This is a genomic window from Streptomyces sp. NBC_01017 (genome assembly GCF_045162795.1).
Lineage (GTDB): Bacteria > Actinomycetota > Actinomycetes > Streptomycetales > Streptomycetaceae > Streptomyces > Streptomyces machairae.
Genome location: NZ_CP108683.1, coordinates 7,705,516 through 7,720,837, shown reverse-complemented (window position 1 = coordinate 7,720,837; position 15,322 = coordinate 7,705,516). Strand labels below are relative to the sequence as shown.

Below are 15,322 nucleotides of genomic sequence, written 5' to 3'. Positions count from 1 at the left end.
CCCGGTGTCAGGATCTTCTGCGTCGATGCTTCTGTCAGGTGCGTTCGTGGAACGCGCGCGGGATCGGGCCCGGCTACTTGATCATGTAGATCGTGGCGAAAAGGCCGATCCAGACGACATCGACGAAGTGCCAGTAGTAGGACACGACGATCGCGGCGGTCGCCTGCTCGTGCGTGAACCTCTTGGCCGCGTAGGTGCGGCCGAGGACCAGCAGGAAGGCGATCAGACCGCCCGTCACGTGCAGGCCGTGGAAGCCGGTGGTCAGGTAGAAGACCGAGCCGTACGGGTCGGACGAGAGCGAGAGGCCCTCGTGCTTGACCAGCTCGGTGTACTCGTACACCTGACCGCCGACGAAGATCGCACCCATGATGAAGGTGACGATGAACCAGCCCCGGAGCTTCTTCACGTCACCGCGCTCGGCGGCGAAGACGCCGAGCTGGCAGGTGAGGGAGGAAAGCACCAGGATCGTGGTGTTCGTCGCCGAGAACGGGAAGTTCAGGGCGTCGGCCTTCTCATGCCAGAAGTCCGGACCGGTCACCGATCGCAGGGTGAAGTACATCGCGAAGAGGGCCGCGAAGAACATCAGCTCGGAACTCAACCAGATGATGGTTCCGACGCTGGTGAGGTTCGGTCGGTTGACCGACGGGTGCGCGTGACCCTTGTCTACTGTCGTTGCTGTCGCCACGACCGACATTATGTCGGTCGCTTATCCCGCCCTCACTCCGGGGGGTGCCGTTCGGAGTGTCTTCACCGTTCGTACCGGTGTTGACGTGGTGTTCAAGGGAGTAGCATCCGGCCCAACGGGCCTGTCCTTACGACGCTGACGTCACGGAGGAACAATGCAGCCGACCGCCACGGTGCTGGTCTACAGCGACGACTCCAACACCCGCGAGCAGGTGAGGCTCGCCACCGGGCGCCGGCCTGCTCCGGACGTGCCGGTGGTGCAGTTCCTGGAGTGCGCGACGCCGGAGGCGGTGGTGCGTGAGCTGGACAAGGGGGGCATCGACGTCTGCGTGCTGGACGGTGAGGCCGTGCCCATGGGGGGCATGGGGGTCTGCCGGCAGATCAAGGACGAGGTGTTCAACTGCCCGCCGGTGCTGTTGCTGATCGGGCGCCCGCAGGATGCGTGGCTGGCCACGTGGAGTCGGGCCGAGGCGGCTGTGACGCTGCCTGTGGAGCCGGTGGAGTTCGCGGGGGCGCTGGCTTCCCTGTTGCGCACGCTGAGGCTTCAGAGCGCGTAAGGGAGCCTGCCGGGCCGGCGGTTCAGACGCTCTGCGGCCTCAGCCTTGCCCGTTCCGACGGGCTGGGGCCGTCCGGGGTGCCGCCCACCAGCGCGCTGCCGTTGCGCCAGTTGTTCCACTCCAGGTTCCAGTCGCCGAAGCCGTTGCCGAACGGTTCCATGGTGTTGCCGTACGAGTTGATGACCTTGACGATGTCGCCCTCGCGGACGTTGTCGAAGAACCACTCGGCGTTGGCGGTGCTCATGCCGGTGCAGCCGTGGCTGACGTTGGCGGAGCCCTGGGAGCCGACCGACCAGGGGGCGGCGTGGACGTATTCGCCGCTCCAGGTCACCCTGGTGGCGTAGTAGACCGGTAGGTCGTAGGACTCCGCGGAGCCTTCGGCTATGCCGATGCTCGTGCCGCGCATGCGTACGAAGTACTCCTTGCCCAGTACGACCTTGACGCCGTTGCGGGTCTCGAAGCCGGGCTTGCCGGTCGTGACCGGTACGGACCTGACCTCCTCACCGTTGCGGTAGAGCGTCAGCTGGTGGGACGCGGCGTCCGTGACGGCTATGACCTGGTCGCCCGTGGTGATGCGCAGCGGCTTGGCCTTGCCGCCCCAGAGGCGGTCGCTGACCTTGACGCCCTCCAGGTTGCTGCGGGCCTGGATGGTGGCGTTCGCGGGCCAGAACTCCTTGGGGCGGTAGTGGAGTTTCTTGTCGTCCACCCAGTGCCAGTTGCCCTCGACGGCGGGCGCGGAGTCGACCTTGAGGGCCCGCTCGACTATCGCCCGCTGGTTCCGGTCCCTGATGGGCTGGCTCACTTCGGCCGTGACGGGCTGGCCGACGCCGTAGGTACCGGCCTTGGGGCCGAAGGTCACCGTCAGGTGCTTCTTGCTGGTCGGCTTGCTGGTGTCGAAGGTGAGGACCTTGCGGCCGGGGGCGCCGTCCTCGTCCTCGGTGCTCACGCGGACCGTGTAGCGGGCGTTGGCGGCGAGCGGAGAGGTGCTGTGCCAGCGGGTGCCGTCGGCGGTGAGTTCGCCCGCGACGTAGCGTCCTGCGGCGTCCCTGGCGGTGACGTCCGTGATACGGCCGTCGGAGTCCTCCGCGGTGACTTCCAGAGGCTTGTCGGGGTCGGCCTTCTTGCCGTCGCCCGCGGGGCCGTTGAAGGCGATCTGGTCCGCCGCGTCGTACGGCTCGGCGGACAGCGGGTTGCCGTCGCTGCTGCAGCCGGCGGCGCTCGCGCCGAGCGCGATCAGCAGGAGCGTGCAACCTATGACGGGGCCCTTGCTCGGTTTTCTGCTCATGGCCTCACGCTAGGAAGCAGCGTCGGCCGCGGCGCGCCGGATAAGGCGTTTGGGTGATCGTGGCTACGGCAAACGAAGGAACCCGGACACTCCTGACGGAATGTCCGGGCTCCTTGGAGCTCAGCTCGTGTTACTGGGTGCGGTTCTCACCGCGGTAGTACTCGAAGACCCAGCCCCAGAGGCCGACCAGGATCAGCGGCGCCGAGAAGTACATCAGCCACCAGCCGATCGCGATCGACAGGAAGGCGAGGGCGCCTCCGATCGCGAGGGAGAGCGGCTGCCAGCTGTGCGGGCTGAAGAACCCGACCTCGCCGGCGTCGTCCGCCACATCCGCTTCCTTGTTGTCCTGCGCGCCCGCGTCGACCCGCCGGGCGGTGAAGCCCAGGTAGAAGCCGATCATGATGCACAGACCGAAGGCCAGGAAGAGGGCCGTGGTACCGGCCGGCTCCTTCGACCAGACGCCATAGACAACCGCCATGGCGAGCACGAAGATGCTCAGCCACATGAACATCCTGCCCTGGATCTTCACTTGCCGGCCTCCTTGCCACCAGCCAGAGCCTTCTCACCGTGAGGGGCGTTCTCGAGCTGGTCGAGAGCGGCGATCTCAGGGTGATGCAGGTCGAACGCCGGGGATTCGGATCGGATCCGCGGCAGAGTGAGGAAGTTGTGCCGCGGCGGCGGGCAGGACGTCGCCCACTCCAGCGAGCGGCCGTAGCCCCACGGGTCGTCGACCTCGACCTTCTTGCCGTACTTGGCGGTCTTCCACACGTTGTAGAAGAACGGCAGCAGCGACGCGCCGAGCACGAACGAGCTGATCGTCGAGATCGTGTTCAGGGCGGTGAAGCCGTCGGCCGCGAGGTAGTCCGCGTAACGACGCGGCATGCCCTCGGCACCGAGCCAGTGCTGCACCAGGAACGTGCCGTGGAAGCCGACGAACAGCGTCCAGAAGGTCATCTTGCCGAGGCGCTCGTCGAGCATCTTGCCGGTCATCTTCGGCCACCAGAAGTGGAAGCCGGAGAACATCGCGAAGACGACGGTGCCGAAGACGACGTAGTGGAAGTGCGCCACCACGAAGTACGAGTCGGACACGTGGAAGTCCATCGGCGGCGAGGCCAGGATGACACCGGTCAGACCACCGAAGGTGAAGGTGATCAGGAAGCCGACCGCCCAGAGCATCGGTGTCTCGAAGGACAACGATCCCTTCCACATCGTTCCGATCCAGTTGAAGAACTTCACGCCGGTTGGTACGGCGATGAGGAACGTCATGAAGGAGAAGAACGGCAGTAGTACGCCGCCGGTGACGTACATGTGGTGCGCCCACACCGTCACGGACAGACCCGCGATCGCGATGGTCGCCGCGATCAGACCCATGTAGCCGAACATCGGCTTACGGGAGAAGACCGGGATCACTTCGGAAATGATTCCGAAGAATGGCAGGGCGATGATGTACACCTCTGGATGGCCGAAGAACCAGAAGAGGTGTTGCCACAGCAGGGCCCCGCCGTTGGCGGCGTCGAAGATGTGGGCTCCGAACTTGCGGTCCGCCTCCAGCGCGAACAGCGCCGCTGCGAGGACGGGGAAGGCGAGCAGGACCAGGACGGCCGTCAGCAGCACGTTCCACACGAAGATCGGCATGCGGAACATGGTCATGCCCGGGGCGCGCATGCAGATGATCGTGGTGATGAAGTTGACCGAGCCGAGGATGGTGCCGAAGCCGGAGAAGGCCAGACCCATGATCCACATGTCGGCGCCGATACCCGGGCTGCGGACCGCGTCCGACAGCGGGGAGTAGGCGAACCAGCCGAAGTCGGCGGCGCCGTCCGGGGTGAGGAAGCCGCCGACCGCGATGAGCGAGCCGAACAGGTACAGCCAGTAGGCGAACATGTTCAGCCGCGGGAACGCCACGTCCGGCGCGCCGATCTGCAGCGGCATGATCCAGTTCGCGAAGCCGGCGAACAGCGGCGTCGCGAACATCAGCAGCATGATCGTGCCGTGCATCGTGAACGCCTGGTTGAACTGCTCGTTCGACACGATCTGCAGACCGGGCCGGGCGAGCTCGGCGCGCATGATGAGCGCCATCACGCCACCGATCACGAAGAACGCGAACGACGTGACGAGGTACAGCGTTCCGATCGTCTTGTGGTCGGTGGTGGTGAGCCACTTGACCACGACGTTGCCGGGTTGCCTGCGCCGGACCGGCAGCTCGTTCTCGTACGAGTCCTCAGCTGCCGCGGCACCCTGGGGTTCGTTGAGGATGCTCACAGGTTGTTCGTCTCCCGGTTCTTCTCGTGGCTCGTCTGCGCGATGCCGGCGGGAACGTAACCGGTCTGCCCCTTCTTGGCGAGGTCCTTGAGGTGCTGCTCGTAGCGCTCGGGGGAGACGACCTTCACGTTGAACAGCATCCGGGAGTGGTCGACGCCGCACAGCTCGGCGCACTTGCCCAGGAAGGTGCCCTCCTTGTTGGGGGTCACCTCGAAGGCGTTGGTGTGGCCCGGGATGACGTCCTGCTTCATCAGGAACGGCACCACCCAGAAGGAGTGGATGACGTCACGCGAGGTGAGGACGAAGCGGACCGTCTTGCCCTCGGGCAGCCACAGGGTGGGGCCGGGGTTGCCCGTCTGGGGGTTCCGGCTGCCGGGGGTACCGGCGTCGTAGACACCGCCCGCGTTCGCCGGGAAGTCCTCCTTGAACCGGTCCGGAATGGCCGCCAGGTTCTTGTCGGTCTTCGCGTTGCCCGTGGAACCGTCGACGGGCTGGACGTAGTTGAAGGCCCAGCTCCACTGGTAGCCCACGACGTTGACCGTGAGGTCGGGCTTGTCCTTGAGGCTGAGCAGCTTCGTCTCGTCGCGCGCCGTGAAGTAGAAGAGCACCGAGACGATGATGAGCGGGACCACCGTGTACAGCGCCTCGATCGGCATGTTGTACCGGGTCTGCGGAGGAACCTCGACCTTGGTGCGGCTGCGCCGGTGGAAGACGGTGCTCCACAGGATCAGGCCCCAGACCAGCACGCCTGTGGCGAGCGCGGCCGCCCACGAGCCCTGCCACAGGGAGAGGATCCGCGGAGCCTCTTCCGTGGTCGGGGTGGGCATACCAAGACGGGGGAAGTCCTCCCAGTTGTACGAGCAACCGGTGGCTGTAGCCAGGACCAGGCCCGCAGTCATTGCCTGCAGCAGCTTCCGCCGCATCGGGCGCCGCGGCGAGCGGTCGGAGCCGTTGGGACTCACGTAGCGCCTTCCCGAGAGTCTCGCCCGCGCGGATCGGCTGCGGCCTTCTCGCTGGTCGGTCGCCGCCCTGCGTCGGGCAGGGGTTTGGATGTTTATGCGGACCAAACCCTAGCCGACGCCCTCCGGGGGTTCGCGGGGAGGGGTGCCTATGGGGTGGGGTGGTTCGCTTGTTTGGCGGCTGCGGGTTGTTTGTGGCCGATCGCGCAGTTCCCGGCGCCCCTGAGGCCCGCTGTCCTCCTGGACGTTCTAGCGTTGGTGTGTGGCTTACTTCGACGCTGCTTCCAGTGCTCCTCTCCATCCCGTTGCCCGGCAGGCGCTCGTGGCCTCCCTTGATGAGGGGTGGGCCGATCCTGCCCGTCTTTACAGGGAAGGGCGGCGGGCGCGGATGTTGCTGGACGCCGCTCGGGAGGCGGCTGCCGAGGCTGTGGGGTGCCGGGCCGACGAGTTGGTGTTCACCTCTTCGGGGACGAAAGCCGTCCACTCGGGTGTCGCCGGGGTGTTGGCGGGGCGGCGGCGCGCCGGACGCCACCTGATCGTGTCTGCGGTCGAACACTCCTCTGTGCTCCATGCGGCTGACGCGCACGAGGCCGACGGGGGGACCGTCACTCAGGTGGCGGTGGATCGTGCGGGGGCCGTGGGCGTACAGGCGTACGCGGATGCGCTTCGGCCGGACACCGCGCTGGCGTGTCTGCAGTCGGCCAACCACGAGGTGGGGACCGAGCAGCCGGTGGCCGAGGTGGCCGCCCTGTGCCAGGAGGCCGGGGTGCCGCTGCTGGTTGACGCGGCGCAGTCGCTGGGGTATGGGCGCGTCGAGGGCGCCTGGTCGGTGTTGACCGGAAGTGCCCACAAGTGGGGCGGTCCGTCGGGGGTCGGGCTGCTTGTCGTGCGCAAGGGCGTGCGGTTCGCCGCGCAAGGGCCCGCGGACGAGCGGGAGTCGGGGCGGGCCCCCGGGTTCGAGAACATCCCGGCGATCGTCGCCGCGGCGGCCTCGCTGCGGGCCGTACAGGCGGAGGCGGCCCAAGAGTCGGTACGGCTGCGGGAGCTGACGGAGCGGTTCCGGGCGCGGGTGCCGCAGCTGGTGCCGGATGTGGAGGTGGTCGGTGATCCGGGACGGCGACTGCCCGGCATCGTCACCTTCTCCTGTCTCTATGTGGACGGGGAGACCCTGCTGCACGAGCTGGACCGCGCCGGGTTCTCGGTCTCCTCGGGTTCGTCCTGCACGAGCAGCACGCTGACGCCCAGCCATGTGCTGAAGGCGATGGGCGTGCTGAGCGAGGGGAACGTGCGGGTGTCCCTGCCGTTCGGGACGGCACAGGAGGACGTCGAACGGTTCCTGGAGGTGCTGCCGGCGGCGGTGGCCGGGGTCCGGGAGAAGCTGGGGGCGCCGGCGCCCAGCACGGTCGTACGGGAGGACGTCCTGGTCGTGGACGCCCTCGGCAAGCTCTGTCCGCTCCCGGTCATCGAGCTGGCCAAGGTCATCGGCGAGGTACCGGTCGGCGGCACGGTCCGCGTCCTCGCCGACGACGAGGCGGCCCGCCTGGACATCCCGGCGTGGTGCGAGATGCGGGGCCAGGAGTACGTGGGTGAGGAGCCGGCGGAGCGAGGAACTGCGTACCTCGTCCGCCGGGTGGCCTGAACGCCCTGTCGGCGAACCGTCGCGGGATCAGCCCAGGTGGGTCCGGACCTCTTCACCCGCGTCATGCCCGTACGCCTTGGTGAACCGGTCCATGAAGTGTGCCCGGCGCAGCTGGTACTCCTGCGTGCCCACCGTCTCGATGACCAGCGTCGCGACCATGCAGCCGACCTGCGCGGCGCGCTCCAGGGACACGCCCCACGCCAGCCCCGACAGGAACCCGGCGCGGAAGGCGTCGCCGACACCCGTGGGGTCGGCCTTGCGCTCCTCCTCGGGGCAGCCGACCTCGATCGGGTCCTCGCCGTCGCGCTCGATGCGCACGCCCCGGGCACCGAGGGTGGTGACGCGGTGGCCGACCTTGGAGAGGATCTCCGCGTCGCTCCAGCCGGTCTTGGACTCGATGAGGCCCTTCTCGTACTCGTTCGAGAAGAGGTACGTCGCACCGTCCAGCAGTATCCGGATCTCGTCGCCGTTCATGCGGGCGATCTGCTGGGAGAAGTCGGCGGCGAAGGGGATCGCGCGGGAGCGGCACTCCTCCGTGTGGCGGAGCATGGCCTCGGGGTCGTCGGCGCCGATGAGGACCAGGTCCAGGCCGCCCACGCGGTCCGCGACGGTCTTCAGCTCGATCTGGCGGGCCTCGCTCATCGCACCGGTGTAGAAGGAGCCGATCTGGTTGTGGTCGGCGTCGGTGGTGCAGACGAAACGGGCGGTGTGCAGGGTCTCTGAGATGCGGACCGACTCGGTGTCGACGCCGTGCCGGTCGAGCCAGGCCCGGTACTCGTCGAAGTCGGCACCCGCGGCGCCGACGAGGATCGGCTTCGTGCCCAGCTGACCCATGCCGAAGGCGATGTTCGCGCCTACGCCGCCCCGGCGTACGTCCAGGTTGTCGACCAGGAAGGACAGCGAGACCGTGTGCAACTGGTCCGCGACGAACTGGTCGGTGAAGCGGCCGGGGAAGGTCATGAGGTGGTCGGTGGCGATGGAGCCGGTGACTGCGATGCGCACGGCGTGGAGTCTCCTGCGAAGAGGATGGGTTGACAGTTCACGCTACCGTTCGTGACCTGGACTCTGAAGCAGTCAAAACTACCCGATAGTAGATCTTTCTTCGTGGGTGTCCGCGTGCCTACGGTGCCGCTATGACGAAATTCGAGGTCCGTGCCACCCCTCAGGCCGACCTGGAGGCCGGCCTGGCGTCGCTGCTCGGTGACTGCGCGCGGATGGCTCCTCACTGGGCCGCTCCCGACCGCGCCTCGTCCCGTCCGGTCTCCCCGTCACTCATCCACGGGGTGTCCGTGCCGCCGAGGTCGGCGCGGCTGGTGGACGCGATGTCGGACTTCGGCGACTGACCGAAACGACGCCGTCCGTCCGGAATACGCCGGCCCGTCCAACTCCGGCGGCTCGATCGGCGCCCTTCAGGGAACCGTGCGCTCCCCCGCTGCGTCCCATCGCTGTCCCCCGTAAAGGGGATGCGGGATACGACCCGGCAGACCGTCCCTTTTGACAGGGTCGGGTCAGGGTCATGGGACATGTGCGCAGCCGAAGGAGCGATGCGGTGAACACCGAGCGACCCGAGAACGACGACACGGGCGCCGACGGCTCCGCCGAGGAGCAGGGCACCCGGGAGGAAAAGGGCGCCGCGGGTACCGAGGCATCCGGTACCGGGGCTTCCGGCGCCGTGGCGGACGGCAGCGGGGCTCCCGACGCCGGGGGCGAGGGCGACGCCGGGGCCCGCAAGTCCGAGGGCGACGCCGAGGTCGGCGAGACCGGGCGCGCCCCTGAGGCCGACAAGACCGACGGCGAGCGCGACGGTGCGCAGAGCGACACCGGCGCGGCCGGCGGGGAGCAGGCCGGGGACGCGGAGGCCGCGGCGTCCGCTGCCGCTGCTGAAGCGGAGCCGGCGACGCCGGCCGGAGCGGATCCCTCTGCTGCCACCGCCGCTGCCGCTGCCCATGAGCACGGAGCCGACGGTTCGAGCCGGCGCCGCTCCCCCGCGATCATCGCCTCCGTCGCCGCCGCCGTACTGCTCGTCGGGGGTGGCGGGGCCTACCTCGCCGCGAACGCGTCCGGGGGTTCGGACGGCGGCACGACGTCCGGGGCGGCCGACGACGACACTCCCCCGCCGCTCCACCTCGACGGCTACTCCGAGGGCGGCGGCACCAAGGGCATCGCGCCGGGTGAGCCGAACCCGTACGGCGTCACCTACAAGGCCGGCGGGGACTTGGCGGACGGCCCCGGCTCGGCGCCCGTGTACCGGGCCGGCGGCGAGGTCGGCGCCGACGAGGTGGCCCGGCTGGCCGAGGCGCTCGGGATCGACGGCAAGCCGGTCGCACAGGGGCAGACCTGGCGGGTCGGGGCCAAGGACGGGGCGGGGCCCAGCCTGCAGGTGAACAAGCAGGCCCCGGGGACCTGGACCTTCTACCAGTACGCCCCCGGCACCGATGACTGCCGGTCCGTCACCACCTGCTCGAAGGGATCGCCGGACGCGGGCGGCGACCCGGTGAGCGAGGCCGCCGCGAAGAAGGCCGCCGCGCCGGTCCTCAAGGCGGTGGGTCAGGATGACGCGAAGCTCGACGCGAGCCAGCTCATGGGCGACCGGCGGGTCGTCAACGCGAGCCCCGTGGTCGGCGGTCTGCCGACCTACGGCTGGACGACCGGGGTGACCGTGAACGCCCAGGGCGAAGTGGTCGGCGGCAGCGGCCAGTTGGCGGCGCCGGTGAAGGGGGACACGTACGCCGTGCTGGACGCCGAGAAGACGCTCGGGCTGATGAACGCGGCACCGGGTACCGACGGCCGTATGGGCATCGGCGGCTGCGCCAGCCCCGTACCGCTGAAGGACCGCCTCGAAGCCCCCTGCGGCTCCTCCGGTTCGGAGGCTTCGACGGGTACGGGTACCGGTACGGACACCGGGACGGACATGCCGGCCAAGGACACCCTCACGGTCGAGAAGGCCGTGTTCGGGCTCGCCTCGCACTTCGTCGACGCGCGGCAGGCGCTGGTGCCGTCCTGGCTGTTCGAGGTGCGGGCGCCGGGCGCGAAGGACAGCTTCACGGTGACGCATCCGGCGGTCGACCCGAAGTACCTGGTGTCGACCACGCCGTCGCAGGAGCCGCCCGCTCAGCCGAGCCCGCGGCCGTCCGGACCCAAGGACGAGTCGACGTCGGCGCCGGTCACGCGGAACGTGGGTGTGGACGCCTACACCGTCGACGGCCGGGAGCTGACCGTGGCCTTCACGGGCGGTGTGTGCGCCGACTACAAGGTGACGGCGAGCGAGACCGGCGACGAGGTGACGGTCCGGGTGACCGAGACGTCGCAGCCGGACAAGGTCTGCATCCTGATCGCCAAGGTGTTCCACAAGACCGTGCAGCTGGACGAGCCGCTCGGGGACCGCAAGGTCGTGGGCACGGACGGCCAGGACGTCCCGCTGGAGAAGCCGGGGACGGTCCGGCCGGAGACGTCCGGGGCCCGGTAAGGGGCCCACGGACACGGGAAGGCGGCGGCCCCGTCGGAGGGGGTCGCCGCCTTCTCGCGTTTCGACCGGGTCGACCGGGGTCGGCCGGTTCGGCCGGTCAGCCGATTTCGACTGAGCCGACCGGTTTCGGCCGGTTCAGCTGAACGAGTCGCCGCAGGCGCAGGAGCCGGTCGCGTTCGGGTTGTCGATCGTGAAGCCCTGCTTCTCGATGGTGTCCACGAAGTCGATGGACGCGCCGCCCAGGTACGGGGCGCTCATGCGGTCGGTGACGACCTTCACGCCGCCGAAGTCCTTGACGACGTCGCCGTCGAGGGAGCGCTCGTCGAAGAAGAGCTGGTAGCGCAGGCCGGAGCAGCCACCGGGCTGAACGGCGACACGCAGGGCCAGGTCGTCACGGCCTTCCTGGTCGAGCAGGGCCTTGACCTTCGCCGCAGCGGCGTCGGACAGGATGATGCCGTCGGTGACGGTGCTGGTCTCGTCCGATACGGACATCTACATCTCTCCCGGGTTGTACGGAGACTGCTTGCCGACGGTTGCAACCGACGGGGCCGCGGATTCATTCCGGGCCGGGCGTTTGTCTTTCGGTCCTTCTTCATGCTCGCACACGGTGCCCGCAGCGGAAAACGACCGATTCGGGAATACGCGGGCCTGTCGCCGGGATTCACGTCACATCGACATGATGGCCATCGTCAAACTGACGTGAACCGGTTATGATAGATAACGTCAATTCGACGAGAAGTCGAAGAAGGTGTCCCGCTTGACCCGCCGGGTCCGGACTTTCCCGGTGCCGGCGAGCCGCAGAACAGAAAGGGTGCGTGTCGTGACCACCGCCCAGACCCAGGAGCTCGACGTACAGCCGACGCCCCTCGCCCTGCTGCTCCTCGGCCGTGAGGCCGACCCGAGGAGCGAGCGTGGCGTCGAGTGTCCCGGCGACCTTCCCTCGCCGTCCGATCCGGACCTGGTCGAGCGCGCCCGCGCGGCCAAGGAGAAGCTCGGGAACAAGGTCTTCGTGCTCGGCCACCACTACCAGCGCGACGAGGTCATCCAGTTCGCCGACGTGACCGGTGACTCGTTCAAGCTGGCCAAGGACGCGGCCGCCCGCCCGGAGGCCGAGTACATCGTGTTCTGCGGCGTGCACTTCATGGCGGAGTCGGCGGACATCCTGACGTCCGACGACCAGAAGGTCGTCCTGCCCGACCTCGCCGCCGGCTGCTCGATGGCCGACATGGCGACGGCCGAGCAGGTCGCCGAGTGCTGGGACGTGCTGACCGAGGCCGGGATAGCCGAGCAGGTCGTGCCCGTCTCGTACATGAACTCGTCCGCGGACATCAAGGCGTTCACGGGCAAGCACGGCGGCACGATCTGCACCTCGTCCAACGCCAAGCGGGCCCTGGACTGGGCCTTCGAACAGGGCGAGAAGGTCCTGTTCCTGCCCGACCAGCACCTCGGCCGCAACACCGCCGTCCGCGACATGGGCATGTCCCTGGAGGACTGCGTCCTCTACAACCCGCACAAGCCGAACGGCGGGCTGACGGCGGACGAGCTGCGTGCCGCGAAGATGATCCTGTGGCGCGGCCACTGCTCGGTGCACGGCCGCTTCAGCCTCGACTCGGTGAACGACGTGCGCGAGCGCATCCCGGGCGTGAACGTCCTGGTCCACCCCGAGTGCAAGCACGAGGTCGTGGCCGCGGCGGACCACGTCGGTTCGACGGAGTACATCATCAAGGCCCTGGAGGCCGCCCCGGCCGGCTCGAAGTGGGCCATCGGCACGGAGCTGAACCTGGTCCGCCGACTGGCGAACCGTTTCGCGCCGGAGGGCAAGGAGATCGTCTTCCTCGACAAGACGGTCTGCTTCTGCTCGACCATGAACCGCATCGACCTCCCCCACCTGGTCTGGACCCTGGAGTCGCTGGCCGAGGGCAACCTGGTCAACCGGATCGAGGTCGACAAGGAGACCGAGGCGTTCGCGAAGCTGGCGCTGGAGCGGATGCTGGCGCTGCCGTAGGTATATCGATGGTCGCGCTTTCAGGCGCTCACCCCGACACGGGCTTCCGGTCGGGGTGAGCGGGGTCGAGGGTGAAGAGGTCACCGTCGGGGGTGGCGGCGATCAGAGAGCCCTCACGGACCATCACCTCGGGCAGCGACCGGCTGCCCGCGTCGGTCACTCGTTGGGCACGCGGCAGGGTCTCCCACAGCAGCGTGCCCTTCTTCGTGTCGAGGGCGGCGACGCGGCCGCTGGCGCTGGACAGATAGACCGCGCGGGCGCGCGGGTCGTGGGTGACGCCGCTGGGCTGCTCCAGGCTCGTCGGGGTCTGCCACAGCCGCTCGCCCGTCCGGACCGACACGGCACTCACCTGGCCGGAGGACGTGACGAACCACAGCGTGCCGTCCCCGAGCGTCACATCGCCCTCGAACTCCTCCGCCAGCTTCGTCGAACGGCCCTCACCGGTCTCCGGGTCCACCAGCCGGATCCGGGAGAACGGCCCCTCGTCGCCGGCCGGGATGTTGCCCTCCTCGTCCTCGGCCGGGTCGACGTAGAGCAGGCGGCCGTCGAACGTCCCCACGAGGGTTCCGCGATGGGGCACCTTCACTCGCCGAACCGATCCGTCGGCCCGGTCCAGCTCCATGAGCAGGATGTTCTCGGAAGGCGCGAACTCGGCGACGCACTCCAGGCGGAGGGCCTCGTCCACACCCGTGGCGGCGCAGTACTGCCCCGCCGGCAACGGTGTCGTCCAGCGCTCGGCGCCGGTGCGCGCCGAGCGGGCGGTCACCGCGCGGGCGCCGTCGGCCGCCATGACCACGAGGCTGCCGGAGACCGCCGGGGACATCCCGTTGTTCGCCACCTTCCGATGCCAGAGCCGCTCACCGGTCCCGGTGTCCAGAGCGGCGACCGTCGTGGTCGACGCCTCCCCGGCGACGGGGGTGAACTCCTGCTGGACCAGCATCGCGTCGTCCACGACACCGAGGACGGAGAAGGTGTACGTCCCCTGGCGCCGGCCCGGGGGCAGCACGTCGGCCCGCCAGTCGATCCGCCCGGTGAGCCCGTCGAGGCGCATGGGCAGCACACCGTCACCCGCGCAGTGGACGGCACCCTCGTACAGCCGGCATTCCGGGCCGTCTCCCAAGCCGGTCCCGCCGGCCGACCCCTTCTTCACGCCGTGCGCGGCGGTGGCGTCCACCGTTGTCTGCCAGGGCGTCCAGCCGGCCGGCACGGCCGCCCACCGGGAAGGCGCGGATGCGGCGGTGTCGGCCTCCGTCGGGGCGTCGTCGTCCCCCACTCCGGTCCCGAGCAGCAGGTATCCCGTCAGGCCGAGCACGAGGGTGCCGACCGTACCGGCCGTGGCCCACAGCGGACGTATACGACTGCGTCGTCGGCCGGGGGCCGCGGCGCCGGGGTCGGCGACCGCGGCGGGCCGGGTCCGGACCAGGGCCATCTCCTCCGTGCGCAGCGTCACGGTGGGCTGGTCGTCCGCACCCGCCTCCGGCAGCGCAGCCACGAACTCCCGCGCCAGTTCGTCCAGTTCGGGCCGGTCCGCGGGATCCTTGGCGAGGCAGCGCTCCAGGATCGCGCGAAGGGGCTGCGGCACGCCGTCCAGTACCGGGGCGTCGTGGACGACCCGGTACGCCGTGAGATAAGGACTGTCCGCGTCGAAGGGGCCCCGCCCCGTGATGGAGAAGACGAGCAGAGCACCGAGGGAGAAGACGTCGGAGGCCGGCTCCACCGAACGGGCGTCGGTGAGTTGCTCCGGAGACATGAACGGCGGGGTGCCGATCATCTGCCCGGTCTCCGTGAGGGTCTTGTGGTCCTCGGCCGCACGCGAGATGCCGAAGTCGATGACACGCGGGCCGTCGTCGGCGATGAGAACGTTGGCGGGTTTGAGGTCCCGGTGGACCACCCCCGCCCGGTGGATGTCCCGCAGCGCCTCCACCAGACCGAGCGTCAGCCGCCGCAGCTCGGTGCCCTTCAGCGGACCTTGGTCGCCGATCCGGGCTGCGAGGGAGAGCCCGGGCACGTACTGGGTGGCCATCCAGGGCCGTACGGCCTCCGGGTCGGCGTCCACCACCGGTGCGGTGAAGGCGCCGCTCACCTTGCGGACCGCCTCGATCTCCTGCCGGAAGCGGGCGCGGAAGACGGGGTCCTCGGCGTACTGGGAGTGCACCACCTTGACGGCCACCTCACGGCCCGAGCGCGCCCTGCCCCGGTAGACGACCCCCATGCCCCCGGACCCGAGCCGGTCGACCAGCTTGTAGCCGCCGACCGATCGCGGATCGTCCTTGTGCAGCAGCACGCCCGGAACCCTCCCCCGTCATGCAGTTCGAGGGCTCAGGATACGTAACGGGGAGACGGCCCGGTCCGGGCGAGGACCCTTGAACCCCGGGTCCCCTCTGGCCGAAACGCCGAGACCGGCGCTACCTGGATCGGCCCGCGTTCACCGGACTAGCATGATCGTTCGCATGTGCGATGAACGG

At 69.1% G+C, this 15,322-nt stretch carries 13 protein-coding genes; 5 read left to right on the top strand and 8 right to left on the bottom strand.

The window, feature by feature from the left end; all coding sequences use genetic code 11:
- Positions 1-73: 73 nt before the first annotated feature.
- On the bottom strand, positions 74-694 hold the full coding sequence (locus OG331_RS35430) for a heme-copper oxidase subunit III (RefSeq protein ID WP_328428293.1): 621 nt from the start codon (positions 692-694) through the stop codon (positions 74-76).
- Between the two features lie 145 nt (positions 695-839).
- Between OG331_RS35430 and OG331_RS35425 the strand changes: the two genes are divergently transcribed.
- On the top strand, positions 840-1,241 hold the full coding sequence (locus tag OG331_RS35425) for a hypothetical protein (protein ID WP_406203947.1): 402 nt from the start codon (positions 840-842) through the stop codon (positions 1,239-1,241).
- A 22-nt stretch (positions 1,242-1,263) separates the two neighbouring features.
- Here OG331_RS35425 and OG331_RS35420 read toward each other — a convergent pair whose 3' ends face one another.
- From OG331_RS35420 to coxB, 4 genes are all read right to left on the bottom strand, one after another.
- On the bottom strand, positions 1,264-2,526 hold the full coding sequence (locus tag OG331_RS35420) for an Ig-like domain-containing protein (protein WP_406203944.1): 1,263 nt from the start codon (positions 2,524-2,526) through the stop codon (positions 1,264-1,266).
- 130 nt (positions 2,527-2,656) lie between these two features.
- Positions 2,657-3,055 carry a cytochrome c oxidase subunit 4 gene (locus OG331_RS35415; RefSeq protein WP_406203941.1) on the bottom strand — a complete coding sequence of 133 codons (399 nt, stop codon included), beginning with the start codon at positions 3,053-3,055 and terminating at the stop codon, positions 2,657-2,659.
- On the bottom strand, positions 3,052-4,788 hold the full coding sequence (ctaD, locus tag OG331_RS35410) for a cytochrome c oxidase subunit I (protein WP_406203938.1): 1,737 nt from the start codon (positions 4,786-4,788) through the stop codon (positions 3,052-3,054). Before ctaD ends, OG331_RS35415 begins: the two co-directional genes overlap by 4 nt.
- Positions 4,785-5,750, bottom strand: coding sequence for a cytochrome c oxidase subunit II (gene coxB, locus OG331_RS35405; protein WP_406203935.1), 966 nt, complete (start codon positions 5,748-5,750; stop codon positions 4,785-4,787). Before coxB ends, ctaD begins: the two co-directional genes overlap by 4 nt.
- 259 nt (positions 5,751-6,009) lie before the next feature.
- Between coxB and OG331_RS35400 the strand changes: the two genes are divergently transcribed.
- Entirely contained in the window at positions 6,010-7,386 is a 1,377-nt protein-coding gene (locus tag OG331_RS35400) for a cysteine desulfurase/sulfurtransferase TusA family protein (protein ID WP_406203933.1), read from the top strand.
- Between the two features lie 27 nt (positions 7,387-7,413).
- Here the strand turns inward: OG331_RS35400 and OG331_RS35395 are convergent, their stop codons facing one another.
- On the bottom strand, positions 7,414-8,388 hold the full coding sequence (locus tag OG331_RS35395) for a carbohydrate kinase family protein (RefSeq protein WP_406203929.1): 975 nt from the start codon (positions 8,386-8,388) through the stop codon (positions 7,414-7,416).
- A 131-nt stretch (positions 8,389-8,519) separates the two neighbouring features.
- On the opposite strand from OG331_RS35395, the gene OG331_RS35390 reads away from it, so the two are divergent.
- Positions 8,520-8,729 carry a hypothetical protein gene (locus tag OG331_RS35390; protein ID WP_406203926.1) on the top strand — a complete coding sequence of 70 codons (210 nt, stop codon included), beginning with the start codon at positions 8,520-8,522 and terminating at the stop codon, positions 8,727-8,729.
- A 206-nt stretch (positions 8,730-8,935) separates the two neighbouring features.
- Positions 8,936-10,852, top strand: a complete 1,917-nt coding sequence (locus OG331_RS35385) for a hypothetical protein (RefSeq protein ID WP_406203923.1) — start codon at positions 8,936-8,938, stop codon at positions 10,850-10,852.
- Positions 10,853-10,987: 135 nt separating this feature from the next.
- Here the strand turns inward: OG331_RS35385 and OG331_RS35380 are convergent, their stop codons facing one another.
- On the bottom strand, positions 10,988-11,344 hold the full coding sequence (locus OG331_RS35380; RefSeq protein WP_030582488.1) for an iron-sulfur cluster assembly accessory protein: 357 nt from the start codon (positions 11,342-11,344) through the stop codon (positions 10,988-10,990).
- A gap of 328 nt (positions 11,345-11,672) precedes the next feature.
- On the opposite strand from OG331_RS35380, the gene nadA reads away from it, so the two are divergent.
- Positions 11,673-12,857 carry a quinolinate synthase NadA gene (gene nadA / locus OG331_RS35375; RefSeq protein WP_406203920.1) on the top strand — a complete coding sequence of 395 codons (1,185 nt, stop codon included), beginning with the start codon at positions 11,673-11,675 and terminating at the stop codon, positions 12,855-12,857.
- Between the two features lie 28 nt (positions 12,858-12,885).
- Here nadA and OG331_RS35370 read toward each other — a convergent pair whose 3' ends face one another.
- Entirely contained in the window at positions 12,886-15,141 is a 2,256-nt protein-coding gene (locus OG331_RS35370) for a protein kinase domain-containing protein (RefSeq protein WP_406203917.1), read from the bottom strand.
- Positions 15,142-15,322 lie beyond the last annotated feature (181 nt).